This window comes from uncultured Methanobrevibacter sp. (assembly GCF_947169325.1).
GTDB lineage: Archaea > Methanobacteriota > Methanobacteria > Methanobacteriales > Methanobacteriaceae > Methanocatella.
This window is the reverse complement of the sequence record NZ_CAMVPN010000002.1, coordinates 15,486-39,441: the sequence shown is the minus strand read 5'-3', so window position 1 is coordinate 39,441 and position 23,956 is coordinate 15,486. Positions and strand designations below refer to the sequence as shown.

At 38.1% G+C, this 23,956-nt stretch carries 30 protein-coding genes; 20 read left to right on the top strand and 10 right to left on the bottom strand.

Translation table 11 applies throughout. The features are described 5' to 3' along the window. Positions 1 to 38: 38 nt before the first annotated feature. Entirely contained in the window at positions 39 to 992 is a 954-nt protein-coding gene (locus tag Q0W26_RS00565; protein ID WP_298521407.1) for a ketopantoate reductase family protein, read from the bottom strand. A 192-nt stretch (positions 993 to 1,184) separates the two neighbouring features. On the opposite strand from Q0W26_RS00565, the gene Q0W26_RS00560 reads away from it, so the two are divergent. Further along, positions 1,185 to 2,618 (top strand): GNAT family N-acetyltransferase, encoded by a 1,434-nt coding sequence (locus Q0W26_RS00560; RefSeq protein ID WP_298521406.1) that lies wholly within the window; start codon positions 1,185 to 1,187, stop codon positions 2,616 to 2,618. 5 nt (positions 2,619 to 2,623) lie between these two features. Here Q0W26_RS00560 and Q0W26_RS00555 read toward each other — a convergent pair whose 3' ends face one another. Further along, entirely contained in the window at positions 2,624 to 3,175 is a 552-nt protein-coding gene (locus tag Q0W26_RS00555) for a hypothetical protein (RefSeq protein ID WP_298521404.1), read from the bottom strand. Positions 3,176 to 3,476: 301 nt separating this feature from the next. Between Q0W26_RS00555 and Q0W26_RS00550 the strand changes: the two genes are divergently transcribed. Continuing rightward, positions 3,477 to 5,219 carry a Na+/H+ antiporter NhaC family protein gene (locus tag Q0W26_RS00550; RefSeq protein WP_298521402.1) on the top strand — a complete coding sequence of 581 codons (1,743 nt, stop codon included), beginning with the start codon at positions 3,477 to 3,479 and terminating at the stop codon, positions 5,217 to 5,219. Positions 5,220 to 5,222: 3 nt separating this feature from the next. On the opposite strand, the gene Q0W26_RS00545 is transcribed toward Q0W26_RS00550, so the two are convergent. Then, the gene (locus tag Q0W26_RS00545; RefSeq protein WP_298521401.1) at positions 5,223 to 5,765 is read right to left on the bottom strand and encodes a ribonuclease H; all 543 of its coding nucleotides are present in this window, start codon (positions 5,763 to 5,765) and stop codon (positions 5,223 to 5,225) included. A 213-nt stretch (positions 5,766 to 5,978) separates the two neighbouring features. Between Q0W26_RS00545 and Q0W26_RS00540 the strand changes: the two genes are divergently transcribed. Then, positions 5,979 to 6,341 (top strand): isoprenylcysteine carboxylmethyltransferase family protein, encoded by a 363-nt coding sequence (locus Q0W26_RS00540; RefSeq protein WP_298521400.1) that lies wholly within the window; start codon positions 5,979 to 5,981, stop codon positions 6,339 to 6,341. After that, complete coding sequence (locus Q0W26_RS00535; protein WP_298521398.1) at positions 6,341 to 7,033, top strand: class I SAM-dependent methyltransferase; 693 nt, start codon at positions 6,341 to 6,343, stop codon at positions 7,031 to 7,033. Before Q0W26_RS00540 ends, Q0W26_RS00535 begins: the two co-directional genes overlap by 1 nt. A gap of 48 nt (positions 7,034 to 7,081) precedes the next feature. Here the strand turns inward: Q0W26_RS00535 and Q0W26_RS00530 are convergent, their stop codons facing one another. Both Q0W26_RS00530 and Q0W26_RS00525 read right to left on the bottom strand, forming a co-directional pair. Continuing rightward, on the bottom strand, positions 7,082 to 7,864 hold the full coding sequence (locus tag Q0W26_RS00530) for a class I SAM-dependent methyltransferase (protein ID WP_298521396.1): 783 nt from the start codon (positions 7,862 to 7,864) through the stop codon (positions 7,082 to 7,084). A 103-nt stretch (positions 7,865 to 7,967) separates the two neighbouring features. Then, a complete protein-coding gene (locus Q0W26_RS00525) occupies positions 7,968 to 8,690 on the bottom strand; it encodes a PD-(D/E)XK nuclease family protein (protein WP_298521395.1) in 723 nt (240 codons plus the stop codon). A 77-nt stretch (positions 8,691 to 8,767) separates the two neighbouring features. Between Q0W26_RS00525 and Q0W26_RS00520 the strand changes: the two genes are divergently transcribed. Next, positions 8,768 to 9,310, top strand: a complete 543-nt coding sequence (locus Q0W26_RS00520) for a flavodoxin family protein (protein ID WP_298521393.1) — start codon at positions 8,768 to 8,770, stop codon at positions 9,308 to 9,310. A gap of 18 nt (positions 9,311 to 9,328) precedes the next feature. Here Q0W26_RS00520 and Q0W26_RS00515 read toward each other — a convergent pair whose 3' ends face one another. Beyond that, positions 9,329 to 10,186 (bottom strand): hypothetical protein, encoded by an 858-nt coding sequence (locus Q0W26_RS00515; protein ID WP_298521392.1) that lies wholly within the window; start codon positions 10,184 to 10,186, stop codon positions 9,329 to 9,331. A gap of 326 nt (positions 10,187 to 10,512) precedes the next feature. Between Q0W26_RS00515 and Q0W26_RS00510 the strand changes: the two genes are divergently transcribed. Continuing rightward, entirely contained in the window at positions 10,513 to 10,749 is a 237-nt protein-coding gene (locus tag Q0W26_RS00510; protein WP_298521391.1) for a 4Fe-4S dicluster domain-containing protein, read from the top strand. A gap of 40 nt (positions 10,750 to 10,789) precedes the next feature. Further along, positions 10,790 to 10,930 (top strand): hypothetical protein, encoded by a 141-nt coding sequence (locus Q0W26_RS00505; protein ID WP_298521390.1) that lies wholly within the window; start codon positions 10,790 to 10,792, stop codon positions 10,928 to 10,930. Between the two features lie 8 nt (positions 10,931 to 10,938). Here the strand turns inward: Q0W26_RS00505 and Q0W26_RS00500 are convergent, their stop codons facing one another. Next, positions 10,939 to 11,721 carry an NAD(+)/NADH kinase gene (locus Q0W26_RS00500; RefSeq protein WP_298521388.1) on the bottom strand — a complete coding sequence of 261 codons (783 nt, stop codon included), beginning with the start codon at positions 11,719 to 11,721 and terminating at the stop codon, positions 10,939 to 10,941. Positions 11,722 to 11,812: 91 nt separating this feature from the next. Beyond that, positions 11,813 to 12,109 (bottom strand): putative quinol monooxygenase, encoded by a 297-nt coding sequence (locus tag Q0W26_RS00495; protein WP_298521386.1) that lies wholly within the window; start codon positions 12,107 to 12,109, stop codon positions 11,813 to 11,815. Between the two features lie 151 nt (positions 12,110 to 12,260). Here Q0W26_RS00495 and Q0W26_RS00490 point away from each other — a divergent pair, with 151 nt between their 5' ends. The 3 genes from Q0W26_RS00490 to Q0W26_RS00480 are packed head-to-tail and all read left to right on the top strand — an operon-like array spanning position 12,261 to position 14,389. Beyond that, positions 12,261 to 12,926, top strand: coding sequence for an iron-sulfur cluster assembly scaffold protein (locus Q0W26_RS00490; RefSeq protein ID WP_298521384.1), 666 nt, complete (start codon positions 12,261 to 12,263; stop codon positions 12,924 to 12,926). Between the two features lie 4 nt (positions 12,927 to 12,930). Then, the gene (locus Q0W26_RS00485; protein ID WP_298521382.1) at positions 12,931 to 13,932 is read left to right on the top strand and encodes a GGGtGRT protein; all 1,002 of its coding nucleotides are present in this window, start codon (positions 12,931 to 12,933) and stop codon (positions 13,930 to 13,932) included. Between the two features lie 40 nt (positions 13,933 to 13,972). Continuing rightward, positions 13,973 to 14,389, top strand: a complete 417-nt coding sequence (locus tag Q0W26_RS00480) for an NUDIX domain-containing protein (RefSeq protein ID WP_298521380.1) — start codon at positions 13,973 to 13,975, stop codon at positions 14,387 to 14,389. Positions 14,390 to 14,467: 78 nt separating this feature from the next. Here Q0W26_RS00480 and Q0W26_RS00475 read toward each other — a convergent pair whose 3' ends face one another. Beyond that, a complete protein-coding gene (locus Q0W26_RS00475) occupies positions 14,468 to 15,265 on the bottom strand; it encodes an amidohydrolase family protein (RefSeq protein ID WP_298521379.1) in 798 nt (265 codons plus the stop codon). Positions 15,266 to 15,353: 88 nt separating this feature from the next. Here Q0W26_RS00475 and Q0W26_RS00470 point away from each other — a divergent pair, with 88 nt between their 5' ends. Beyond that, positions 15,354 to 15,752: a zinc-ribbon domain-containing protein gene (locus Q0W26_RS00470; RefSeq protein ID WP_298521377.1), complete on the top strand. Its 399-nt coding sequence runs from the start codon at positions 15,354 to 15,356 to the stop codon at positions 15,750 to 15,752. Between the two features lie 23 nt (positions 15,753 to 15,775). On the opposite strand, the gene Q0W26_RS00465 is transcribed toward Q0W26_RS00470, so the two are convergent. Beyond that, entirely contained in the window at positions 15,776 to 16,426 is a 651-nt protein-coding gene (locus Q0W26_RS00465) for a hypothetical protein (RefSeq protein ID WP_298521376.1), read from the bottom strand. Positions 16,427 to 16,519: 93 nt separating this feature from the next. Between Q0W26_RS00465 and Q0W26_RS00460 the strand changes: the two genes are divergently transcribed. The 9 genes from Q0W26_RS00460 to ung all read left to right on the top strand — a co-directional run bounded on the left by Q0W26_RS00460 (position 16,520) and on the right by ung (position 23,954). Further along, positions 16,520 to 17,470: a malate dehydrogenase gene (locus Q0W26_RS00460; protein ID WP_298521375.1), complete on the top strand. Its 951-nt coding sequence runs from the start codon at positions 16,520 to 16,522 to the stop codon at positions 17,468 to 17,470. 13 nt (positions 17,471 to 17,483) lie between these two features. Next, a complete protein-coding gene (gene sstT, locus Q0W26_RS00455) occupies positions 17,484 to 18,725 on the top strand; it encodes a serine/threonine transporter SstT (RefSeq protein WP_298521374.1) in 1,242 nt (413 codons plus the stop codon). Positions 18,726 to 18,822: 97 nt separating this feature from the next. Then, complete coding sequence (gene dtd, locus Q0W26_RS00450; RefSeq protein WP_298521373.1) at positions 18,823 to 19,266, top strand: D-aminoacyl-tRNA deacylase; 444 nt, start codon at positions 18,823 to 18,825, stop codon at positions 19,264 to 19,266. A gap of 66 nt (positions 19,267 to 19,332) precedes the next feature. Beyond that, positions 19,333 to 20,253 (top strand): hypothetical protein, encoded by a 921-nt coding sequence (locus Q0W26_RS00445; RefSeq protein ID WP_298521371.1) that lies wholly within the window; start codon positions 19,333 to 19,335, stop codon positions 20,251 to 20,253. Continuing rightward, a complete protein-coding gene (locus tag Q0W26_RS00440) occupies positions 20,246 to 20,833 on the top strand; it encodes a zinc ribbon domain-containing protein (RefSeq protein WP_298521369.1) in 588 nt (195 codons plus the stop codon). The genes Q0W26_RS00445 and Q0W26_RS00440 overlap by 8 nt, the downstream gene beginning before the upstream one ends. 9 nt (positions 20,834 to 20,842) lie before the next feature. After that, complete coding sequence (locus Q0W26_RS00435; RefSeq protein ID WP_298521368.1) at positions 20,843 to 21,988, top strand: toxic anion resistance protein; 1,146 nt, start codon at positions 20,843 to 20,845, stop codon at positions 21,986 to 21,988. A gap of 2 nt (positions 21,989 to 21,990) precedes the next feature. Further along, positions 21,991 to 22,422 (top strand): hypothetical protein, encoded by a 432-nt coding sequence (locus Q0W26_RS00430; RefSeq protein ID WP_298521367.1) that lies wholly within the window; start codon positions 21,991 to 21,993, stop codon positions 22,420 to 22,422. A gap of 8 nt (positions 22,423 to 22,430) precedes the next feature. Next, a complete protein-coding gene (locus Q0W26_RS00425; protein WP_298521366.1) occupies positions 22,431 to 23,138 on the top strand; it encodes an alpha/beta hydrolase in 708 nt (235 codons plus the stop codon). A gap of 156 nt (positions 23,139 to 23,294) precedes the next feature. Further along, positions 23,295 to 23,954 (top strand): uracil-DNA glycosylase, encoded by a 660-nt coding sequence (gene ung, locus Q0W26_RS00420; RefSeq protein WP_298521365.1) that lies wholly within the window; start codon positions 23,295 to 23,297, stop codon positions 23,952 to 23,954. Positions 23,955 to 23,956 lie beyond the last annotated feature (2 nt).

The window sequence follows — 23,956 nt, the reverse complement described above, 5'->3', positions numbered from 1 at the left end:
AGATTTTTAACCTATATAAAGGTTTAGATTTTTTGGGGTTAATCGAAGTCATTTTCAATGGATTTTATCAGATTGTATATGATTCTGTTTGTGCTCACATCAATATTGTAGGCATCTCCCAGCTCGATTACCTTTCCATTCAGCGAATCGATTTCGGTTCTGATTTTCTTTTTGATGTCCTGGTGTGTTGAAGAGTAGTGGTTGTAGGTATCGGGAACCAGCTTTGAGTAGAATATGTCCCTGTACTCGTCTGGGCTTTCCCAGAGTGTTTCATATTCGCTTGCATCAATGACGTTGAATATCTCATCGATGATTTTGTCCATAATCTCGATTGAATATTCGCTTTCGGTCAGTTTGCCGTAGGCCACATCAAGAATGGCTCCAAGAGGGTTAAGCGCACAGTTGTAGAGCATCTTTGCCCACAGGTACCTGTCGACCTCTTTAGTGATTTCGCAGTTGATTCCGGAAGCAGTAATCATGTCGGCTATTACCTTAAGGTCACTTGGATCCTCTTTTTGAAGGGACCCAATCAGTATGGGTTCGGTGTAGACTGTCACTTCGCTGATGTGTCGCTCAGGCCTTGCAAATCCGGTGATTACACGTGCTGAAAACACTTCTTTCGGCGAAAAGTATCTTAAGTACAATTCATCGTTTCCAAAGCCGTTCTGGAAAATGATGATTTTAAAGTTATCCTTGAGGATGTCCCTTGACTGGTTTAACTTATCTGAGATGTCCTCATTTGCTGTTGTCTTTGAGGTGATGAAGACATAATCAAACGTGTTTTTCGGGATGTCTGAATAATTGTCATATACATTGACGTCTTGCGGTGCAAAGGTGTAGTGTTTAAAAAGACCCACTCTTTTGATTCCGTTTTTTCTTATTGCATCTGCAGTTTCTCCTCTTGCATATATGCTGATGTTTGCATTTTGGGAGAGCATTGAAGCTGCAAGTCCTATTCCCACTGCGCCTGAACCTATTACTAAAACATTCATGATTAAACTTTGTTTTATACCAATAAATATTTTAATGATGAAATCCAAATAATTTTTAGGTATGACTAAATTATTTGTTCTATTATTAGTTTCAGTATAACTGAATTTTAATTATTAGTTTTACCTAAAAAATACTTTAAAATCGATTGATTTAAATAATAATAAGTTTTAACATTATTCAAGGACGATAACATGGAATATTTGATTAGGGACGATAACACACAGAAGGTCTTTTTAAGTGAAGCGAATCTCGGCGTTGAAGAGATTCTTGAGAAAAACTACCCTTACATATTGGATTCGATAAGAGATGAGGGAATAATTCTTAAGGCCAGTGAGTGCAATCTCTTCAAGGAACTGGTCTGGGATAATAAGGTTGTCGGCTTCTGCTCATATGACTTTTCAAGGCAGTTCATCACAGCGGCCCTCAACAACATCTATGTTATTCCCGAGTTTCGCGGAAACGGACTCTTTTTGGATGAGCTTCAAAAGACCATGGTTGAATACAACAAGCCAAGCATAGTCGAGCCTACGCACCTTGTCATTGAACTTTTAATCAAATACGGATTTGCGAAAAGAATCTCCGACAATATTGTTGCAAGTTCCATTGAATTCATCGTTCCGGGAAGCCATGTCATCTCAAACGCCTCATATGAAGCAACCGAAGAGCTCTCGACACATTTCTATGACATCAGCATCTCTGCCTGCATCCATTTTCTAGACATCGACAAGGGAATAGTCGCATACAGCAGCCCTCTAAACTATGACATTGTCAATTATGACTGCCTAGAAAAGAGAGATTCAATAGATGATGCTTATTTTGCCGAAATCAGGGAATTCTTCATGGAAAATGATGTTGAAATCATGAGACAGATCACAGACCTGGAGGACAGGCTTCCGGTGAAGTCATACACATTGGAGGAGGTTGTCGGAGGCGACGGTGAATTTTCAGCCTACATCTCATCGCTTATTGACGATGCCCACATCACTGCTGAAAAGGCACATCAGATAAAGCAGCAGATGATTGAGGAATATGAGGCTGGAATGATTTTGAACGAATCTCTACTAATCCGTCTTGCATATCTCTTTGATGAGAATAAGAAGGTGTCAATAAAGTCCCACACGGACACATGCCAGTACTGCAGCATGCCCATTGACAGCCATGACAGGTTCTGCCACTTCTGTGGAATAAACCTTGACTACAGGCCTGATGAGATGCTTGACAGCCTGATTGACACTATTGATGTGGCTCAGGATGACTTCGAGGAAGACATCAGATATGTCGCATACAAATTTCTAAAGCTGATTGATGAGGGAATCGAAGTTCAATACGCAATGCTGACAATAGAAAACACATATAACATTGACTGGGACATATTGAATCAGTATCTCACTGAAAACGGATATTTTAATGGTGAGATTACCGAGAATGGCTTGGAGTTTTTAGCAACACACCCCTTGCATTTCTATGAGAAGTACAATCTAGACCTTTTCAACTACACTGATTTTGAAGAGTATTTCTACAGGAACAACGCTTTGAAGCCAAAAGAAATAGTTTTGAATTATATTAATCAGTTCGAAAGTGATGAATATATTTTAGAGCTAAAAAAAGAAATAGAGGATAATTAGTTAAATTATCCGAATTTTGAAAAACCGCCAGAACTTCCGCCGGAAGAGCTCATTGTATCAATTATGTTTTTACAGGTATTGATGAATGTGTCACTGTTGTCATAAGTGATGTTTCCTCCGCTTAACTTGTAGTTTTGGCTGTTCTTATTAAAGAAAATATCTGAACTGTATGAATCTGCACCTTCTTTGTAAAGGAAGTAGGTGGTAGTGCCGTTCTGGTCAATCACCTGATTTGAAGTGTATTGCCCGGAGCTGATCAGATTGTTTGCAACATCTGATATGTTCTGGCTGTTGTCAAGCAGGCTGACCGTTATTGTAAGGTTATTGGTATTTGTTAACCTTAAAGCAGTATCATTGATTTTTGTATTGTTAAAGCCATCTTGCTTTGCAAAGTTGCTGCTTCCAATAGCAATGCCGTCAACATTGGTTGGGGTGTTTGCGTCGGTGGATGTATCAGCATCGGAGCCGACAAGATTCAAGTTGTTTGCGCCGACGTTTATGCCGATATAGATGACTATCAAAATAACAAGTAATGCATAAAGTGTTTTCATGTTCAAATCTATTCACCTAGTTAATAGTTATTAAGTTTCAAACTATATAATAATTGTTTTTTCAAATGGCAGTTTTGTTGAAAATGGCTACTTTTTATCTTAGTATGGTAATTTTTGAATATATTATACATTAAGCAAATAATTATACTATTTATACTAAAAAGGATAAATATTACTATATAATTCATAAAAATTAATGGTTTAACAAAATTTAATGAATAATAATTATCAGTATATTATGAATATTGTTAAACATTTGTAATACTAATCTTTAAGAATTATAATATTTTAGGAAAATGGTGTGATTATGGAAATAAACGATAATGTAAAATTAGGTTTAATTGCAGCTATTTCAATAATAGCTCTTTTCGTATTATCCCTATGGATTTCCCAGACACCTGCCAATGACGACAATGCAGTTCGTTTCGGTATTCTAACCTTATTGCCTCCTCTTGTGGCAATCGGTTTGGCATTCATTACCAAAGAGACAATTGTATCCCTGTTCATTGGGGTATTCGTTGGGGAATTCATGTTATGTGTTAACGACCTAAATATCGTCAGCACAGCAATAAACGCTTTTTTACAGATGGGTTCTCAGATTATCAGCTGTATGGCAGATCCTTGGAACGCAGGTATTATCCTTCAGTGTCTGCTTATTGGAGGTATCATCCAGCTGGTAACCAAGATGGGAGGAGCAAAGGCTCTTGCAGAAGCATTCGCTAAAAGGGCAGACACTCCTAGAAAAGCACAGCTCTTTACCTGGATTTTAGGATTATGTGTATTTTTCGACGATTATGCAAACTCACTTATTGTCGGACCTATCATGAGACCTGTTATGGACAAACTCAAAGTATCTAGAGAAAAATTGGCATTTGTAGTCGACGCAACTGCAGCTCCTGTTGCTGGTATCGCAATCATTTCCACCTGGATTGGATTGGAAATAAGTTTGATTGCTGCCGGTTTCCAATCTGTCGGTGCGACAAACGTAACTGGATTCGGTATATTCCTACAAACTATCCCTTACAGATTCTATAATATTTTCATTTTGATTTTCATTGTGATTTCCGCAGCAACATTATATGAATTCGGACCAATGAAAAAGGCAGAACAGGCTGCCCGTGCAAGAAAAGATGGTGAAGAAGTTATAGTACCTCAAGCACCTGGTTTTGATGAAGTTGAACCGGTTGAAGGAATCAAATTATCAGTATGGAACGCTATCATACCGATCGGTACACTTATTGTAGGAGCACTTATCGCATTCTACTGGAGCGGATACACCACCATCTTAGGCGGTGAAGACCAGGCTCTCATAACCCTGATGCATACCTCACCTTTATCATTCAATGGTATTTTTGAAGCGCTTTCAGCTTCAGATGCATCCGTTGCACTCTTCCAGGCTGCACTTTTAGCTTCAATCGTAGCTATCATAATGGCAGTCGGTCAGAAAATCCTCAAAATCGAAGATGCAATATCCGAATGGATTGGCGGTATGAAAACCATCGTTATCACTGGTGTAATCCTTCTTCTCGCATGGTCCTTAGGTGGAGTAATCGGTGAAGTCGGAACCGCAGATTATCTGGTAGGGATTTTAAGTAATACCATACCTCAGTTCATCGTGCCTGCACTTATCTTCGTTTTAGGTGCACTGATTTCATTTGCAACAGGTACAGCTTACGGTACAATGAGTATCCTGATGCCTCTTGCAATCCCATTGGCATGGGCTGTAAGTACCGGAGATATGAACTTTACAATCATCTGTACCAGTGGTGTTTTGACCGGTGCAATCTTCGGAGACCACTGTTCACCGATTTCAGATACAACAATTCTCTCATCCATGGGAACAAGCTGTAACCATATCGATCACGTTCAGACACAAATCTACTATGCAATCTTTGTAGCTTGTGTTGCAATATTCATCGGTTACATCCCAGCAGGATTAGGAGTCCCATGGTACATCTGTATCCCAGTCGGTATAGTTGTAATGTTTATAGGTCTTAGAATATTAGGTGAAAAAGTAGACTTTGATGAAGTTGAGGAAGCATCCTCTTAAACTTCATTTATTTTTTTTTCCAAGAAGATCATCCGGCTTTTGCATATATCCGGTTGTTTTCTTGCTTTTTTTGGCATTTATTTTTGCATCAACTGCAAGCCTGTCGGCTTTCTGATTCAACCTGTTTTTGGAGTGACCCTTAACTTTTCTAAATGACACGTTTTCCTCACCGATACGGTCAATTAAAGTGCAGGTTGCCTTAATGATTTCAAGATTCTTGATAGGTTTTCCGTCAGATTTAACCCATCCTCTTTTTTTCCAGTTTCGCGCCCACTTTGTGAATATGTCAATGGAATATCCGGAATCGGAACAGATTTCAACAGCATCATCACTTGAAGAATTGTCAAGAAAATCCCTGAGTGATGCATAGATTGCATAGAGTTCCATCTCATTGTTTGTTGTAAGGGGACATCCTCCTGACTGCTTTTCAATTATTTCATTATCTTTTAGGCAGATATATGCCCATCCTCCTTCCTTTCTCAGGTATTGTCCGTTTTTGTTAATCATTGTGGCTGCGCCATCGGTGTAATAAGTATATTTAGTCATTTTTCTAACCTCAATTATTCATTTGATTTAATATGATATATAATTTAAATTTAGGTATGCCTAAATTATTTATTCTATGAAAATATTAATTAGTATATGGAAGAAAATCATTTGCCTGTTTTTGGCATAGGGCCATATTTAATTTCTGCAATTGGAATCGTTACAATTACTTCCTTCATATTATCATACTATCATTTGATTCCAGTTTTTAAAATGGATGAATTAAATATGGTTCTTATAATTTTAGGAATAATTTTAATTGTTTTAGGTGCAATCTGCTGGTTGTTGGCGGTTTTCAACTCTAATTTTGATAAGAATGTTAAGGAAAATAATCTGATAACCACAGGAATATATGTCTACATCAGACATCCGATATATGCCTCATTTCTATATATTGCAACAGGAATAATCTCAATCACACAGAATATTATCCTATTCGTTTTGCCGGTACTGTTCTGGGCTTTTTTATCAATTTCAATGAAAAAAACAGAAGAGAAATGGCTTGCTGACCTATATGGAAATGATTATATCGAATATTCAAAAAAAGTAAACAGATTCATACCGAAGGTGATTTGATGGGATTTTTTGACAACATGAGAAAACCGAAAGGAAAATTGGGAAAGATTCAGCTGAAATCAATGAACAAGGAACACACTCCTGTATCGCTGTGGGGATTGAAGCATCTCGACATCAAGCCTGATGATGTTATACTGGATGTTGGATGCGGCGGCGGAATAAACGTAAAAAGAATGGCTGAAAAAGCCCAAAAGGTCTATGGGATAGACTACAGTATCGAAAGTGTCAATCTGTCACGGGAAGTGAACTATCAGGAAATCTATGACGGTAAAGTGGAAATCCAAAAGGGCAATGTCAAAAGCCTGCCGTATGATGACAACACATTTGATGCTGTAACCGCTTTTGAAACAGTATATTTCTGGCCGGATATCGAAAAATGTTTTGGTGAAGTAAAAAGGGTACTTAAACTAGGCGGCACTTTTCTGATTGGAATGGAATCCAACGGATCTGACAACCTGATGATGAGATTATCTGAAAAATTGATTGATATGAATGTATATGATGATGAGGAAATTACTGGATTTTTAACTAACAATCAATTTAGTGAAATAACCGTTTACTTAAGGGATGGTAAAAACAAACAAGAGATAATTAAATCAAATGGAAATGTAATTAGAATGGATGATGATTATAGTAACATTTCTTTTTCCGATAAGTTTCTCGAGTGGATGACGGTTGTGGCAGTAAAATAAAAATATTTTGAAAATGCTTGCTTTTCAACAAGTCATTTTCATCTGGAATTATTTTTCAAGGACTGCAATGTAGTCCATTTGGTTTCTGATGGCTGGAATCCATGTAAACAATTTGGTTATCGGCTTATATTTGTTGACTCCATCAAACAGGTTAACATCACGAACCCATCTGAAGTTTGAATTGAGTTTTAACAGATTATGGCCTTTCTGAACGCCCCAGGTGAATTCGGAATCGGTTTCCTCAACTGATATCTCTTTGCAGTTGTCAACTGAAACCGGTGGCATCACCTCCATGAACACTGTGGCATGCATGAAATTGTCACTTATTATTTTTAATATGTCTGAAACCTCCTTTTCCTGCAGGTACATTGTTAATCCTTCAATAATGATTAGCACATTCCCGCTTTCAACCTTGATTTCATCGGTCCATCCTTCATCCATTGCGGAGTATGCAACGGTTCTGACTCTGTCTGTATCTTCAATGTATTTGAGGCGGAAATTTGCTGAGTTTTCCAGATCCACATTGTACCATTTCATAATCCCGTTGTCAAGCCTGTTGAATCGGGTATCCATGCCTGAAGCGATATTGATTACAGTGCAGTGGGGATGGCTTTTGATGTATTCTCCAACCATGTCGTCAAGAACTATTGTCCTTCCGATAACTCCCATCTTCATCTTCCTGTCCTTGTCTGCAATGGTGAAATCATAGTCTATTTTTGATATGACTTCAATTGCCTTTCTGTCATAGAATTTATGGTTCTTTTCCTGTGAATGCTGTGCTTTGGCAAACAATGTCAAAAGCATGGTTTTTTCTACGCCTTCTAAATTCATAAGTTTTCCTCCATAAGTTAATTGTGGTTATTTAATGGTTGGATGTAATACTATATAAATTTTTAGGCATGCCTAAATTTTTAAAATAATTAAAAAAATATAATCATTTGAAGAAATGGAATGGGTCTTCACAAAGCTTTCTGTATGTACAATGCTTGCAGAGGTACTGTTTTTTGGCCGGAAACTCCTTGTTATTTATCCTTTGGCGAACATCATGCAGGGTATCGATGGCTTCGTCAATCTCGGAATTGTTCAAATACTTTCGTTTGTTGTCTTCATCGCAGACATCCAAAATCCTCAGACGACCGTTTTTTGTAAAGAACACGCCTACTGCAGAAACAGGCCTGTGATATACGTTTTCAACAAGCAGCTTGTAATAGCACAGTTCCAGACGGTATTTGGAAAATGAATTGGAATTGCTTGTCTTGTAGTCAATAACAACCAGATGGCCGTTTTCATCTTCCAGGATGATGTCGCAAATTCCTGAAAACCTGTTTTTATTATCTATAAGATATTCCTCATTTGAATGCAGCTTATAGTTATTGTCAACAAAGACTTCCTTGAAAAACAGTCCCAGATTATCTATATGCTCCTCAAGGTCATAGCCGATATCCAAATCATTTGCAACCTTAATCAATTCATTATGAATGTCGATGTCATCCAGATTATCCTCGAATTTGTCAGTGAATTTCTCCGCAATGAGATGGACGTCACTTCCCCTGGTCATGTACTTGTTGGGTTCGCAGGGAATCTCATCGATATACTGGAATTTGAATTCCTTCGGACATTTAAGATAGGTGTTCACTTTCGATTTGGATAATCTCATACTAATATTTTGGTAAAATAGATTTATATAATTAATCGATTATACTATTTAATAACAAAACATTAGGAGAGTAGTTAATGAAAATTATAGCACTTCAAGCAAGCCCAAGAAAAGGCGGAAACTGTGACGTACTGATGGATGAAATGATAAAAGGTATTGAGGAAAACGGCGGTGAAGTAGTAAAGTACTTCCTTGAAGGCTGTGACATCGCACCATGTAAGGCATGCATGTACTGCGCCGAACATCCTGAATGCGTAAGGGCAGATGACGGAAACAAAATATTGGATGACCTTGTTGGCGCTGACGGAGTAATATTTGCAACACCAATCTACTACGGTCAGATGTCAGCACAGGGAAAATTGATTATCGACCGTTTCTATTCAATAGGCCAAAACCCGGACAAAAGCCTATCAGGAAAAGCAGCATTGATATTTACTGAAAACCAGCCTGAGGGAACTTATGCAGACTACATCGAGCTTACTAAATTCTCACCATTCACATTCATGGGTTATGATGTAATCGGCCATGTCGATGCAGGTTCAGCAGGCCCTGCAGGGATTGTTGCAGAAGAACAGGAAGATAAATTAAAAGAGGCTTATGAATTAGGATTGAAATTCTAAAATAGATTAGAATGGATTCTAATCTATTCCTATTATTTTTTTTATTTCAGTTTCATCTTTGTGAATCATTTTAGATATTTCTTTTATGGAGTGGTTGTTTAATAATTCACGGATGATGTTTTGTTCACCTTCTATTATTCCTTCAGCTTTTTGTTCTTTTTTCCATTTAGCAAATTCGCCTTCGATTTTTCCGCTCACGTTAATCATCTCCTTTAATGCATATTGTTTTTCAGAGTCAATATATTCAATAATATTGAGGTACATTCCTATAATTACTCCATCTAAGTCCTCTTCAGGAATACATTCTTTTTTGGATTTGATGTTTTCACACATCTCTTCAATAATTTTGGATTCGCTTTCTTTTAAATCGAATAGTGGAAATGCAATCAAAAGAGAACATTCCTGTGAAGTCAACTTCAAATTGTTTTCAAATTTGTCTCTAATTATTTTTAAGTCTTCTTGTTTGTTAATGTTTTTTGTTTTAATTATCTTAGGTCTATATGTAAAATCTAGTTTTTTGAATTCACTGATCTTTCCATCTTTTGAAATAACAATGATAATAGCGATTATATTGTCTGTTTTCTCTTTGCACGAGGTATTCCAATGATAATTATATACCTGTTTTAAATCATCTAGTTTGAGCATATTTTTCTTAAACTCAAAAATGATTATCTTTCCCGACTTTGTAATCACTTTGAAATCGTGGAGGAGATCAAATATTTTGAAATTCTCGATTCTTTTAAAGGTAACCAATTCGGTTGGTAATACGTCATCTATTTCTTCTTTAATTCCAAGTACATTTAAAATATGTGCCAGAAAATACATAAAACACATTTTCAGGAACAGATCTCTATTTTTTACATTTTCAATACTCATTTTTTCACCTTTTTTAATTAAGTTTAGGCATTATGATAATTCAAGGATTATTATTTAAATCAATCCGATTTTAAATTAACCCTTTTTAACTCATCAATTATTATATTTTCTATCTTATTTAAATGATTTGTTTGATTTAAGGTAAATTTAAGCATTTAAATTCAATATTGATTTGAATATGTAATTTTTTAATATGAATAGGTCATTATTGCATTGTATTTGGAAAAATGACTTCATTTTGGAAATATCGATTTGGTGTTTTGTTCAAAATTATGCTGGATAATATTGGCAATACATTTAATTACAATTTTCGATAAACTATTTGTATGGGTTTAGGTTCACTTTTTAAAAGAGGCAAAAAAGAGAAAAAAGAGGAAGTCATTGAATCACACATTGACATTAACGGTGATGTGTGTGATGCATGCGAAAAATGCTCAATAGCCTGTCCGAATAACGTGCTGATGATTGTTGAAGACAAGATGTCAGTTCGTGACCCTCAGGTTTGCAAAAGCTGTAGGGTATGCATGGCGATTTGTCCTAATGACTGCATTACTGTTAACTAGGTTTTTACTACATTCAAATTTTTGTATTTTTATGAATATGGTGAACGAAAAGAAGCTAAAGGTAAAAAGAGGGGTTGCGAGAAATTCTATTTGTTTGATTAATTCTGGGGAATCACTTATAGATTTGTCTCAAAAAACCGGAAAATCAGTAAAAGAATTGGAAGAAATTTTAGCTGATTAATTTTCTTTTTAACTAATGTTTTCGCGAATATTGTCAATGAAGCTCCTTTCTTCCAATTTGATTATTTTTGTAATATTGTCTGATTTTTTAATCCTTACAGCATCACCACTGCACACTTCAATGGCTTTTCCATCATAAAGAACATAAGCTTGGGTGTTTTGTCTTAGTTCGGTTATTTTAAGCTCCACTATCGAATCGTCAGATAGAATCACGCTTCTATTGAGTATCGTATGAGGTGCTATCGGCGTCAATGTCATTATCTGTGCTGTTGGGTCAACTATTGGTCCTCCACAGGATAGATTGTATGCTGTTGAGCCTGTCGGTGTGCATACAAGTATTCCGTCTGCAGTATAAGAATTAATCAGTTTAGTGTTCACTATAGCATCGAACCTTACCACGCCGAATGTGTTTTTTGATATTGCAATCTCATTGAGGCTTTCTGGTATCCTAATTTTATCTCCATTTGGTTTGATGATTTCGCCTTCAACCATCATCCTCTCTTCTATTCGAAAGTTGCCGTTTTTAATGTCTGTCAGTGCATCTTTTATTTCATCCGGGGAAATTTCGGTAAGATAACCTAGTGTTCCAGTATTTATGCCGACAATAGGCTTTCCGCCAGACAGTCTTGCGGTTTTAAGAAATGTTCCATCTCCTCCAATGGATATGATGATGTCTGCATTTTCAATATCCTCTGCAACGTCAATGCCCAGTTCCTTTGAAATTTCAAGAAGTCTTTCATGAATCGAGCTTGAGATTTTTTTAAATTCGTCCTTTCTGATGAAGATTTTCATATATAATAGTATGGTTTTTAAATGTTTTAAAGGGTCTTATTAAAACGGGTAGGTAATCGTGCAATAAAAATAAGTAAATAAAAAAATAGTATTATAGGTCGAGTTCATCGGCACCTATAACTTGAATAGTCATATTTTTAACAAATTCTCCACTTTCCTCACCGAAGTTCAAAAAGTGCGGAGAAGCCATATGTCTTTTGAGGGCATCCAGGGATTCCCATTTTTCGACAAATGTTAAAGTTTTCTCGTCTATTGATTTTAACAGTTGATAATCGATATTTCCTTCCTCTTGCAAGGTTTCAAATATCAATTCATCAGCGACTTCAATAATGGTGTCGAGACAACCTTCTTTTGGTTCTACTTTTGCTAAAACAATTATGAAATCCATAACTACTCACCAAACATTTGATATGATTAGTTATATTTTCATATTATTAAAGCTATTCTATTTAATTTTCAATGTAAATTATTTTAATATTAAAACAGATATATAAAATTAGCAAAAAATTTTGGAGAAAAAAGATGATGAGATAGAAAATATGTGTTCCGTCCGTAAGGGTGCTAATCATGACCCTGCTCCGATTCCTGAAGAGGGAAAATGGGTAAAAGCAAAGCAAATCACTGACATTTCAGGTTTTACTCATGGAATAGGCTGGTGCGCACCGCAACAGGGATGCTGCAAATTGACATTGAATGTTAAGGACGGAATTATTGAAGAGGCATTGGTTGAGACATTGGGATGTTCAGGCATGACCCACTCAGCCGCAATGGCAGGGGAGATATTGGTCGGCAAGACAATCCTTGAAGCGCTGAACACCGATCTGGTCTGCGATGCAATCAACACAGCAATGCGCGAATTATTCTTACAGATTGTTTACGGAAGAACCCAATCAGCATTTTCAGAAGGAGGCCTTCAGATTGGTGCAGGACTTGAAGATCTGGGAAAAGGCCACAGAAGCCAGGTCGGAACAATCTACTCCACAAAGGAAAAGGGTCCAAGATATCTGGAGCTCACTGAAGGATACATCACTGAAATCGCACTTGACGAGGACAATGAAATCATAGGATACAAATACATAAACCTGGGCGTCATGCTGGACCTCATCAAAGACGGAGTTGATGCGCTTGAAGCCATTGAAAAGGCAACAGGCCAATACGGAAGATTTGATGATGCGGCCAAAAAGATAGACCCTAGAAAGGAGTGATATTATGAGTTTATTTGAAAGTTATGAAAGAAGAATCAATCAAATCATTCCTGTTTTAGAAAAATACGGCATCAAAGGCCTTGAAGAGGCAAGGCAAATATGTCTCGACAAAGGCTTTGACCCATATGAAATAGTAAAAGGCGTCCAGCCGATATGCTTTGAAAACGCATGCTGGGCATACACATTAGGCGCTGCAATAGCCGTCAAGACCGGCTGCACAAAGGCATCAGATGCCGCTAAGGCAATCGGCGAAGGACTTCAGGCATTCTGCATTCCTGGAAGTGTAGCCGATGACAGAAAGGTAGGTCTCGGACACGGTAACCTTGCATCCATGCTTTTGAGTGATGAAAGCGAATGCTTCGCATTCCTTGCAGGTCATGAAAGTTTTGCAGCAGCAGAAGGTGCAATCGGAATTGCAAACTCAGCAAATGAAGTAAGGGAAAAGCCTTTAAGAGTAATTTTAAACGGTCTTGGAAAGGACGCAGCATTGATTATATCAAGAATTAACGGATTCACCCATGTCGAAACCGAATTCGACTACTTCACAGGAGAAGTCAAAGTCGTTAAGGAAAAGGCATACTCCGACGGTGAAAGGGCAAAGGTCAGATGCTATGGTGCAGATGATGTGCGTGAAGGCGTTGCAATCATGCATTTGGAAGGCGTTGATGTATCCATAACAGGAAATTCAACAAACCCTACACGTTTCCAACACCCTGTAGCTGGAACATACAAGAAGGAATGCATTGAACAAGGCAAGAAATACTTCTCAGTCGCCTCCGGTGGAGGAACAGGAAGAACCCTGCACCCGGACAACATGGCCGCAGGACCTGCTTCATACGGTATGACAGACACCATGGGAAGAATGCACTCTGATGCACAGTTTGCCGGTTCATCATCAGTGCCTGCTCACGTGGAAATGATGGGACTCATCGGTATGGGTAATAACCCGATGGTAGGAGCATCCGTTGCCGTTGCCGTTGCTGTAGAGAAAGCTATGAAAAAATAAGGGATTAAAATCCCTTTTATAATCTTTTTTTGTTGATAACATGTCAAACCTATGGGGACTTGCAGCTAAAGGAATCTGCGAGCACAATGGCAAAATACTGCTTTTGAAAATCAGGTCAAGGTCAACTCACGATGCAGGATTATGGGAATTTCCAGGCGGTAAAGTAAAGAAAAGAGAGTTCTTTGATGCTGCACTTAAAAGGGAGTTTAAGGAAGAGACTGGCCTTGATGTTGAAGTCGAATCACTGTATAATGTAATTCAAAGAGACTACACCGCATGCAAGACAAATCAGGAAATCAAATCAATCCAACTAATCATGAACGTGACCAGCGATAGCGATGAGGTTACAATCAGTGAAGAGCATGATGACTACGGATGGTTTACAAAAGAAGAAGTCCTGAAAATGATTGAAAACGGCCAACTTGCAGTAGCCGCCAAAAAGGCTTTTAAAAAATAGTTTTTGAGTTGGCAACACTTTGTAGCCAACTATAGTTTGATTTTAAAGTGTTACAATTTGTAACACCTTGAAAAAATTTCAGTCAAGTCCTAAAATTTTAGATGCGTTCTTATACATGATAAGCTCTTTTTCTTCATCTGTCAGGTCAATACGGTTGAAATATTCCATTTCGCTTTTGGATTCCCACATCGGATAGTCTGTTCCCCACAATACCTTATCCGCACCATAAGCATGAATCAGATCCAATGCTGTTTCGGGATTTAATGCATATAAACTGGAGCTTAAATCAACATAAAGGTTTGGTGTTCCTGCCAATTTTTCGGTGGCTTCCTCCCACATGCTCCATCCTGCAAAATGAGCTCCAATGAAAGTCAAATCTGGAAACTTGTCTAAAAATGGTTTAATCTGTTCGGGATTTGAATAGCTGTATCTGAAGTCTCCGCAGTGGACAAGCATTGGAACGCCACCGTTGCTTACGACTTCCCCGATCTTGAATGCACGCTCTTCGTTCATGGCAAACTGCTGGAAATCCGGATGAAGCTTGACGCCCTTAAGTCCAAGTTCAATCAGATAATCGAAATCGCCCTCGATGTCATCGCTGTCGGGATGCAGTGTGCCGAAACCGGTAAACAGGTCAGGATGAGCATTCACTGATTCAGCAATGAATTCGTTGATTGATTTTACCTGCTTTGGAGTGGTAGCCACTGAGTGGACAAGATAGTGTGTAACTCCAACTTCATTGCCGTCCCTAATCAAATCGTCCAATTTTCCGTTAAGGGACATGTCCAAATCGTAAAAGTCTCTGATTCCTAAAACCGCTTTGTCTGCTATTTTTTCCGGATAAATATGACAATGTGCATTTACTAGTTTCTGCATAAAATTAAACCACCTTTGTATCTAGATATAATTTTTGATTTCAAGATATAAAAAATTTAATTAACAAGATAGCCACATATACAATAACATGAAGTTTTGTCCTGAATGCGGATGCGAAAACATTGACGAGGCACAGTTTTGCAGAAATTGCGGTTTGGAATTCAATGTTGAAATAGAGAAAAAGTCACAAAAACCACCCAAAGCAAATAACTCTATTGATGCGGGCGGTTTAAGCAGCAATCCAGTAATTTCCAATCTGTTTTTAAAGGAGGATAAATATACTGGGGAGTTAAGGATTGGAAAGGCAAAGACAATCAGCATCGCCATATTCATATTGATGTTTCTCTTTGCAATGACGGTGGGTGTTGAAGGGGCATCATTATTTGCACTTATTCTTACAGCAATCATTTTTGGATTGATATTTGCAGTCCCTACATTTGTAATAGGATATGTCATTGGAATAGTTATAGACGGGATGTCTAATTGATTAAAAAAAGGAAGCGGATGAATCTAATAGAGATTTTCTCCGCTGTATTCGTTTTCTTCGGTATATATTCTAATCAGCCTGTCGACCAGATCATCATACATGAGCCTGTATCCTATTGCGCCGCCGGCAGGTGTTTTGACGTTGTTCAGGCTTAAATTTGAATATTCTCCGCTGTTGTTTATAATGTACCACATGCCATGTGGAGTATATATGAAAAGTTCCCCTTCACCGTCCTTTGAACGGGTTTTGAAGCTGTCTTGAGGGTCGTATATTTTTGTTGAATGGATTGCAAGGCGTGAGAGGTCCTGTTCCGGTCTGGTGCCGGTTCTCTGAAAGAGCATTGTCAGCCATTCATAAGACTTGTCCTTGAGATTTGTCTTTTTGATTGGATCTGCAAACGCTTCCTTTACCTTGTTCTGCCTTTTTTCAAGGGTGTTTGTAATTCCCAGTATTTCCTCAACTTTTGCCACGTCCTTTTCAAGGCATCTCCAGCCTTCAGGCCTTCCGGTTACCTGAACGTTTCCTTCCACAAAGTCCATTCTTTTGAATTTCCTGAAATAGGGCTTTACCTTTTCAAATTCCTCATCGGGGATTTTCTTGTTGAGTCCGTAAAGGTATCCGTACTCGTTGGCGTCATAGCATTTTGTCTCCATTTTCAGTTCTTCTGGTTCCATGATTTCACCTGTTTGGTATATAATTAAATCGTTCGATGCATATAAAACTATTGTATAGCAATCTATTTTAATTTAGAATTTCTAAATATTAATATGGTAAAAGTAAGTATTATGGGATCAACTGGAATTATTGGTAAGAATGTTGCATTTACCCTTGCAAGGGCAGATACTGTGGATGAAATTGTGCTCTTTGCAAGACCTGAAAGCGTTGAAAAGGCAAGAGGAGAGTCATTTGACATGTATGATGCCCTTGCTGCTGAAGACATTGACTGTCTTCTAATTCCATCTTCGGATTATGAGGACCTGAAGGATTCTGCAATTGTATTGATTACTGCAGGCACTCCTCGTGAGGAAGGAATGAACAGACGTGACTTGGCAATTCCGAATGCTAAAATTGTCAATGAATATGCAACTAATATTTCCAAATATGCTCCGGATTCAATAATTCTGATAGCTACAAATCCTGTGGATGTCATGACAACTGTTGCTTTAAAGGCATCCGGATTTAAAAAATCAAAGGTTATCGGTGTTGGAAACCACTTGGATTCCCTAAGACTTAAGGCTTATTTTTCAAGACAGATTAACATTAACAGTTCAGAAGTTCATACTCGTGTCATAGGGGAACACGGCGACCATATGGTTCCTCTCTTAAGTTCAACAACAATAGGCGGTATACCATTAAAGTATTTCGTAAAATCAGTAGATATGGAAGTCCCACGTCTTGTAAACAGACTTAAAAAAGCCGGAAATACCATCATTTCCAAAAAAGGAGCGACAGAATATGGTCCGTCATATGCAATTTCAAACCTGATTTCAACAATAATCACAGATACGCATAAGATTTTGACCGTTTCATCATATCTTGATGGTGAAATCGGTGACGTTTATGGAGTGTCACTGGGTGTTCCTGTTGTTTTAAACAAAAACGGTGTTGCAATGATTGTTCCGCTCCATATGAATGATTTTGAACTTGCTGAGTTTCATGAAGCCGCCAAGGTTGTCAGGGAAACTACGGATGAAGTTTTAAAATCGCTTAAAGAATAATCCGTGTGAAATTATGAATTTTGTTAAGAAATGGACAGAGTCCAGCCTTATATTAAAAATTATCATTGGTTTAGTTATTGGTGCAATTTTAGGAATCACTGTTCCTGAATGGGAAATTATCTCCTTTCCAGGGGAGCTTTTTGTAAGTGCGCTTAAGGCTGTTGCGCCACTCTTGGTATTTGTTTTGGTTGCATCAGCTATTTCCAAAGCAAGAAGTGGTATTGGAGGAAGGTTTAAAACTGTAATTGTCCTATATCTGTTCAGTACTTTTCTCTCAGCAATGGTTGCAATTATTGCAAGCACTCTCTTTCCGGTTACTATCCATCTCACAGATGCAAGTACCGCCACTGCACCGGGTGGCCTTGGCGAAGTGATGCATGATTTAATCATGACTGTGGTATCAAACCCGATAGACCTGTTGGCCCAGGGCCAGTATCTTGGAATACTGTTCTGGTCAATTGTATTCGGTATTGCCCTTAAGATGGTTGCAAGCGGCACAACAAAGGATGTGCTCACCGATTGTGCTGATGCGATTACTTTAGTCGTACGCGGAATTATCCAATGTGCCCCAATAGGTATTATGGGATTGGTATTTTCATCAGTATCTGAAAGCGGACTTGGAATATTTGCCCAATACGGTCAGCTAATCCTGCTTTTGGTTGGATGTATTGCATTCGTTGCCTTAGTAACAGACCCGATTATTTCTGCAGTTGCCCTTAGACGCAACCCTTATCCTCTTGTTTTAACTTGCTTAAGGGAAAGCGGAATCACTGCATTCTTCTCAAGAAGTTCAGCTGCAAACATTCCAATCAATATGCAGCTTTGTGAACGTCTGGGACTTGACAGGGATTTCTTCTCAATCAGTATCCCATTGGGCGCTACAATCAACATGGAAGGTGCTGCAGTTACAATTACCGTGATGGCCCTTGCAGTTTGTCATACCATGGGCATATCTGTTCCTTTGCCGATTACTGTTGTATTATGCATAATATCCACTATCGGAGCATGCGGAGCATCAGGTGTTGCCGGAGGATCACTTTTGCTTATCCCTATGGCATGTTCACTTTTCGGAATACCTGCCGATGTATCCATGCAGGCAGTAGGAGTAGGTTTCATCATTGGAGTAATTCAGGATTCCTGTGAAACAGCACTCAACTCCGCAGGAGATGCCCTATTTTCTGCAACCGCAGAATACCATGACCGCATGAAAAACGGAGAGCCGGTTAACTTTTTAGGCGAATTTGCAAAAGATTAAACATTATTTGTGGGGTTAAACCCACTTACTTATTTTACTAACATTTATATACTAAAAGAAATAATTAATTATTAGATAATTTTAATGAGGTATGTAAATGAAGTTAGTTGTCCAAAGAGTTTCACATGCCAGTGTTGAGGTAGACGGTGAGGTTACAGGCCAAATCGGCGAAGGCTTGATGGCTTTGGTAGGTTTCGGTGAGAACGACACAACCAAAGAGGCGGATTATCTTGCAAGGAAACTTGCAAAACTAAGGGTATTTCCGGATGAGGACGGCCGCATGAACAAATCAGTGCTTGACATTAACGGAAAGCTACTTCTGGTTCCCCAGTTTACCCTATATGGAAAGGTTAAAAAGTACAGGCCTTCATTTCACAGGGCACTTGAACCCGAAAAGGCAACAGAGCTTTTCGACTACTTTACAGAAAAATGCCGTGAATATTGCGAAGTTGAAACCGGAGTCTTCGGAGCATTCATGCAGGTCGATCTGCTCAATAACGGACCGGTAACAATTTTGCTTGAAAAGGAATTTGAAGATTAACACAATTTTAAAACATAAAGATTAAAAAGTAAATCATATAAACTTATAATCATTGGGAGTGTTATTATGCCTGGTGAAAATACAAAAGCTCAAGAAATAAAAAGGTTGACAACCCCATTAACCTTTAAAAATTCTAAGGCTTACGACAGTGAAGGAAGAGCAATAAAATGCGTTGAAACATTATCTGATGTAAGATACATAATCGAGCCTAAGGAAGGCATCCTTACAGATGATGAGATAATGCAGTACGCTCCGGACTCAAAAGCAGCTTCAAGAATCAGACTGAAAAGGGGATTTGGAAAAATGGAGGATGTGCTGCTGGTGCATGAATCCCTTCCATGGATTTTTGGTCTTTATTATGTCATATTGATATGCGTTGCGATTCCGATGCTCTTTGCAAAGAACACTTTTATCCTTCTGGTCTTGCTGGTGTTGTTCATACTGCCTTTGCTTTACTCATACTATATCTATAATCTTAAAAGCTATGAGGTCAAATCCAGGCCGAAACTTAAGAAAAAAGACACTCCAAAGGTTTCAAAGCCAGAAGAAATTCCAAAAGAGGAAGTGCAAACTGGAGTTTCATCCCTTAAATCTTATGAAAGTGAAATCAATAACCTGAAAGTGTTGTTTGACGTTAAGGAAAACGTGGTTCGTGATTTGATTCATAAACGTTTCGAACCTCCTCAAATCACCTATGACAGGTTCATATCAATGGTCGATAAGGCCCATAAGATGTTCTATAATCAGGTAGATTCTTCAACAAGCATAATCAATCTGGCGGTTGAAGACACTCCTAGAATCAGGAACGAGATTGAAAATAAAATCAGCAACATGAAAACAATCATCGATCAGATTGAGGAGCTCACCAATGAGCTGGTAATCAATATCAGTTCTGATAAGCAATCTGATGAAGACGTTAAAATATTGCTCGATGATATGGAAAACCTCATAGGTTCTGTAAAGGATTATGGTGGTGAAGATGAGTAAAAATTGTCCGGAATGTGGAAATGAAGTGCCTGACGATGCACATTTCTGTGCAGACTGCGGACATGATTTTTTCCAAAAGAATTCAGGAGGCCGAAGCTCTGAGAGCATATTCTCTAACGGCAAGATATTTTTAATTCTCATAGCAGTAGTTGTTGTCATTGGAGTGGCAGTTATTCTCAGCTCCGGCTTTGGAGGAAATGGCAATACAGATGTTGCTGATGTTGACGAGCATGATGTTGACTTGACGATTACCGAAGTGTCAGGATATGACGGTGATGATTCAGGCAAAACCTATTATGCAATATACACCTATGCTCTATTTAATAAAGTCCCTTCAGATTTAAAGGGATATAACATTAAAACAACCTATGTGGATGAAAATGGCTCTGAAATAGGTCATGAAATTGAAAAACTTGATAATGTGTATTATGACAGCGATTATGCGCTCAGTTTTGGACACTATGATACATATAAAAAGCCGAATCCTGACCATGTTAATGTGGAAATCATAAAAGGCGGAAAGACTGTTGACAATTATACTTCTAAAATAGATCAAAGTAAAATCGATTATTTAAACTAAGGTGATAGAATGGCGGAATTCTCTTTAGACATTGATGAAATTAAAAGTGATGTTGAAAAATCCTTAAAAGAGGAAGAAGAAAAGCTGGAAAATACCAGCGTTATCAAAACTCAGGCAGACAATAATGCCACTGCTATATTTGAAGCTGACCTGAACAATCCTCAGGAAAGGGAAAGTATCTTAAAACCTTTGGAAAATTTCGGTATGGATGACATGTCCAAATCAGCATCAAGAAATGAGATGCTGGCAACAAGATTTGTTGACATGTCAAAAAGCGGAAAGGAAGCCGAAAATATTGGTGACAAATTGTCAGACCTTGAAAGGCAAATGAAAGATCTTGACCCAAGCAAGGTTGACTTTTCAAAAAAAGGAGTTTTAGGAGGCTTGCTTAATCCTGTCAGAAAATACTTTGACAAGTATGAGAAGGCGGAAGTTGCCATTTCCAACATCATAGAATCCCTTGAAAACAGTGGTAAAATCCTACAAAACGATAATACAACCCTTTTAAGTGAAGAAAACTACTTGAGGGGAGTTACCAATAAGCTAATGACTGACATTGAACTTGCAAAACAGATGGATGAATCAATCGAAGCGCAAATTCAGCAGGCGATATATGAAGGAGTTGATGAAAACAAGATTGATTTTGTGCGTGAAGAGATACTGTTCCCTCTCAGGCAAAGGATAATGGACATGCAGCAGATGATTGTTGTAAACCAGCAAGGAATAATCTCCCTTAATGTAATCAGAAGAAACAACAAGGAACTTATCCGTGGTGTGAACAGGGCTAAAAACGTGACAGTTTCAGCCTTAAGAACTGGAGTCATGGTTGCAAGTGCACTCTATGACCAGAAAATCGTAATGGATAAGATCAACATTCTCAATGCAACCACTGAAAACATCATAGAATCCACTTCCAAGATGCTTAAGGAGCAAGGAAGTGAAATTCAAAAGCAAAGTGCAGAAGCCATGATTTCACCTGACGTGCTGAAGGCATCATTTTCAGAAGCGCTTCAGGCAATTGAAGATGTAAGCACATATAAGCAGCAAGCACTTCCAAAGATGAAGGAAACCATCAACATGTTCTCAGACATGGCTGATGACGGTCAAAAGGTAGTTGAAAAATTAGAAACAACCAATAATACTGTACTTGAATAGAAATGAATACTCTAGAAAAAATCAAAAGGTCCTGGTGGGTAATCCTTTCATTCATAATGTTTTTGAATGGATTCGGATTTATCTACATCGGATCCAAGCACAACAACAGGAATTGGATTCTGGAAGGTATCATATACGAGCTTCCATGGTTCATATACTTCATAATGTATGGCCTATATGGCACTCCTATAGGATTCAATGTCACAGGCACATTCGTGTTCATATCAGTGATGATGATGCTCGTTAGCATAATAAGGTCCGTTTGGGTGGCCGTTAAGCTGGCAGACGTATATGACAATGAGGAAAAGTACACTATCCAGTCAACAGTTCTCACAAAACAGTCACAAAAGAAAAACGATAACTCAAAGACCAATATCGGATGCTGCCTTTGTATTCTTGTGATATTTTTCATATTCATGATAATAGTTCTCTAAGTGATATAATGGGCAAAAAGCTTAAAATCTCAATTTTAGTTATTGTTTTGGCATTTATTATTGTTGCAGGAGCATATGTGCATACTAATTATCAGGCAACTGCAACTGCAACTGCATATTTGAATGGAACAAGAGATGTTAATGTCACTAATGTAACTACTGGACTATTTCTTGATGGTCCGGGTAATGATTCTGCACTGATTTTCTATCCGGGGGCAAAAGTGGAATATACTGCATATCTTCCTATGTTTACACAGATTGCCAGTGAAGGGGTTGACTGTTATCTGGTAGACATGCCGATTAATTTCGCATTTTTAGGAGTTGATAAGGCAGATTCAATCATTAACGAATCAAATTACTCACATTACTTCATGTGCGGTCATTCCTTAGGTGGTGTTATGGCCGGTGAGTATGTAAACCATTCCAGTGATGTCGACGGTTTGATATTGATATGCTCCTATCTGGATAATCCAGTCAATGTTCCTGTTCTATCAATATACGGATCTGAGGATACTGTAATGAATATGGACAACTACAACAAATCCAAATCACTTATTGTCAATAATTTCACGGAAATTATTGTCGCCGGAGGAAATCATGCCCAATGGGGTGACTATGGCGAGCAATCCAAAGACAGTCCGTCACATATCACTGCCGAAGACCAGCAAAAGCAGGGAGCTGATGAAATCATCAGATTCATCAAGCAATGGACTTGACTGTTCAGATTACCTTTTTTGATGAATGGAATCATATCCATCATCATTAGAATTTTTAAACCAACAATAACAGTGGCAGTTACAAATAATTTAATGAGTATAATATCCTTTTCATATACTAAATTTATATAAGCAATACAGAATATAACTTATTTTATGATTGGAAATGATTGGGATTCAGTCCTAACAGAAGAGTTTGAAAAGGATTACTTTCTAAATATCATTGATTTTATCGATGCAGAATACGCATCAAAAACCATCTATCCACCATATGATGATATTTTCAATGCATTTAAGCTAACGGAATTGTCAAACGTTAAAGTGGTCATTTTAGGCCAGGACCCATACCATGAGGAAGGCCAGGCTCATGGCCTTGCGTTTTCAACACCGGAAGGCAGGCCTATTCCAAGGTCTCTTAAAAACATCTTCAAGGAAATCAATGCAGAATACGATTATCCGATTCCGGATTCAGGTTGTCTTGAAAGTTGGGCACAACAGGGCGTGTTTTTGCTCAATACTGTCCTGACTGTTGAAGCAGGCAATGCAAACTCCCACAGCAAATGCGGATGGCAGACCTTCACCGATAATGTCATTAGGATATTGAACAGTCAGGAACAGCCAATCGTTTTCATGCTGTGGGGAAAGCAGGCGGAAAAGAAAAAGGAACTGATAACAAATCCGAAGCATCTTGTTTTGATAACATCCCATCCTTCCCCATTTTCAGCAAGACGTGGATTTTTAGGATCCAATCATTTCAAATTGGCCAATGAATATTTAAGGGACAATAACATTGAAGAAATCAACTGGAGATTATGACA

Excerpts from the sequence above, each read along its gene's own strand:
- Q0W26_RS00490 (WP_298521384.1), top strand. The coding sequence starts at position 12,261 with ATGTGTTCCGTCCGTAAGGGTGCTAATCATGACCCTGCTCCGATTCCT.
- Q0W26_RS00440 (WP_298521369.1), top strand. The coding sequence starts at position 20,246 with ATGAGTAAAAATTGTCCGGAATGTGGAAATGAAGTGCCTGACGATGCA.
- Q0W26_RS00485 (WP_298521382.1), top strand. The coding sequence starts at position 12,931 with ATGAGTTTATTTGAAAGTTATGAAAGAAGAATCAATCAAATCATTCCT.
- Q0W26_RS00550 (WP_298521402.1), top strand. The coding sequence starts at position 3,477 with ATGGAAATAAACGATAATGTAAAATTAGGTTTAATTGCAGCTATTTCA.
- Q0W26_RS00545 (WP_298521401.1), bottom strand. The coding sequence starts at position 5,765 with ATGACTAAATATACTTATTACACCGATGGCGCAGCCACAATGATTAAC.
- Q0W26_RS00520 (WP_298521393.1), top strand. The coding sequence starts at position 8,768 with ATGAAAATTATAGCACTTCAAGCAAGCCCAAGAAAAGGCGGAAACTGT.
- Q0W26_RS00565 (WP_298521407.1), bottom strand. The coding sequence starts at position 992 with ATGAATGTTTTAGTAATAGGTTCAGGCGCAGTGGGAATAGGACTTGCA.
- Q0W26_RS00475 (WP_298521379.1), bottom strand. The coding sequence starts at position 15,265 with ATGCAGAAACTAGTAAATGCACATTGTCATATTTATCCGGAAAAAATA.
- sstT (WP_298521374.1), top strand. The coding sequence starts at position 17,484 with ATGAATTTTGTTAAGAAATGGACAGAGTCCAGCCTTATATTAAAAATT.
- Q0W26_RS00445 (WP_298521371.1), top strand. The coding sequence starts at position 19,333 with ATGCCTGGTGAAAATACAAAAGCTCAAGAAATAAAAAGGTTGACAACC.
- Q0W26_RS00510 (WP_298521391.1), top strand. The coding sequence starts at position 10,513 with ATGGGTTTAGGTTCACTTTTTAAAAGAGGCAAAAAAGAGAAAAAAGAG.
- Q0W26_RS00535 (WP_298521398.1), top strand. The coding sequence starts at position 6,341 with ATGGGATTTTTTGACAACATGAGAAAACCGAAAGGAAAATTGGGAAAG.
- Q0W26_RS00435 (WP_298521368.1), top strand. The coding sequence starts at position 20,843 with ATGGCGGAATTCTCTTTAGACATTGATGAAATTAAAAGTGATGTTGAA.
- Q0W26_RS00500 (WP_298521388.1), bottom strand. The coding sequence starts at position 11,721 with ATGAAAATCTTCATCAGAAAGGACGAATTTAAAAAAATCTCAAGCTCG.
- Q0W26_RS00430 (WP_298521367.1), top strand. The coding sequence starts at position 21,991 with ATGAATACTCTAGAAAAAATCAAAAGGTCCTGGTGGGTAATCCTTTCA.
- Q0W26_RS00465 (WP_298521376.1), bottom strand. The coding sequence starts at position 16,426 with ATGGAACCAGAAGAACTGAAAATGGAGACAAAATGCTATGACGCCAAC.
- Q0W26_RS00540 (WP_298521400.1), top strand. The coding sequence starts at position 5,979 with ATGGATGAATTAAATATGGTTCTTATAATTTTAGGAATAATTTTAATT.
- Q0W26_RS00560 (WP_298521406.1), top strand. The coding sequence starts at position 1,185 with ATGGAATATTTGATTAGGGACGATAACACACAGAAGGTCTTTTTAAGT.
- Q0W26_RS00515 (WP_298521392.1), bottom strand. The coding sequence starts at position 10,186 with ATGAGTATTGAAAATGTAAAAAATAGAGATCTGTTCCTGAAAATGTGT.
- Q0W26_RS00495 (WP_298521386.1), bottom strand. The coding sequence starts at position 12,109 with ATGGATTTCATAATTGTTTTAGCAAAAGTAGAACCAAAAGAAGGTTGT.
- dtd (WP_298521373.1), top strand. The coding sequence starts at position 18,823 with ATGAAGTTAGTTGTCCAAAGAGTTTCACATGCCAGTGTTGAGGTAGAC.
- Q0W26_RS00470 (WP_298521377.1), top strand. The coding sequence starts at position 15,354 with ATGAAGTTTTGTCCTGAATGCGGATGCGAAAACATTGACGAGGCACAG.
- Q0W26_RS00525 (WP_298521395.1), bottom strand. The coding sequence starts at position 8,690 with ATGAGATTATCCAAATCGAAAGTGAACACCTATCTTAAATGTCCGAAG.
- Q0W26_RS00530 (WP_298521396.1), bottom strand. The coding sequence starts at position 7,864 with ATGAATTTAGAAGGCGTAGAAAAAACCATGCTTTTGACATTGTTTGCC.
- Q0W26_RS00460 (WP_298521375.1), top strand. The coding sequence starts at position 16,520 with ATGGTAAAAGTAAGTATTATGGGATCAACTGGAATTATTGGTAAGAAT.
- Q0W26_RS00480 (WP_298521380.1), top strand. The coding sequence starts at position 13,973 with ATGTCAAACCTATGGGGACTTGCAGCTAAAGGAATCTGCGAGCACAAT.
- ung (WP_298521365.1), top strand. The coding sequence starts at position 23,295 with ATGATTGGAAATGATTGGGATTCAGTCCTAACAGAAGAGTTTGAAAAG.
- Q0W26_RS00425 (WP_298521366.1), top strand. The coding sequence starts at position 22,431 with ATGGGCAAAAAGCTTAAAATCTCAATTTTAGTTATTGTTTTGGCATTT.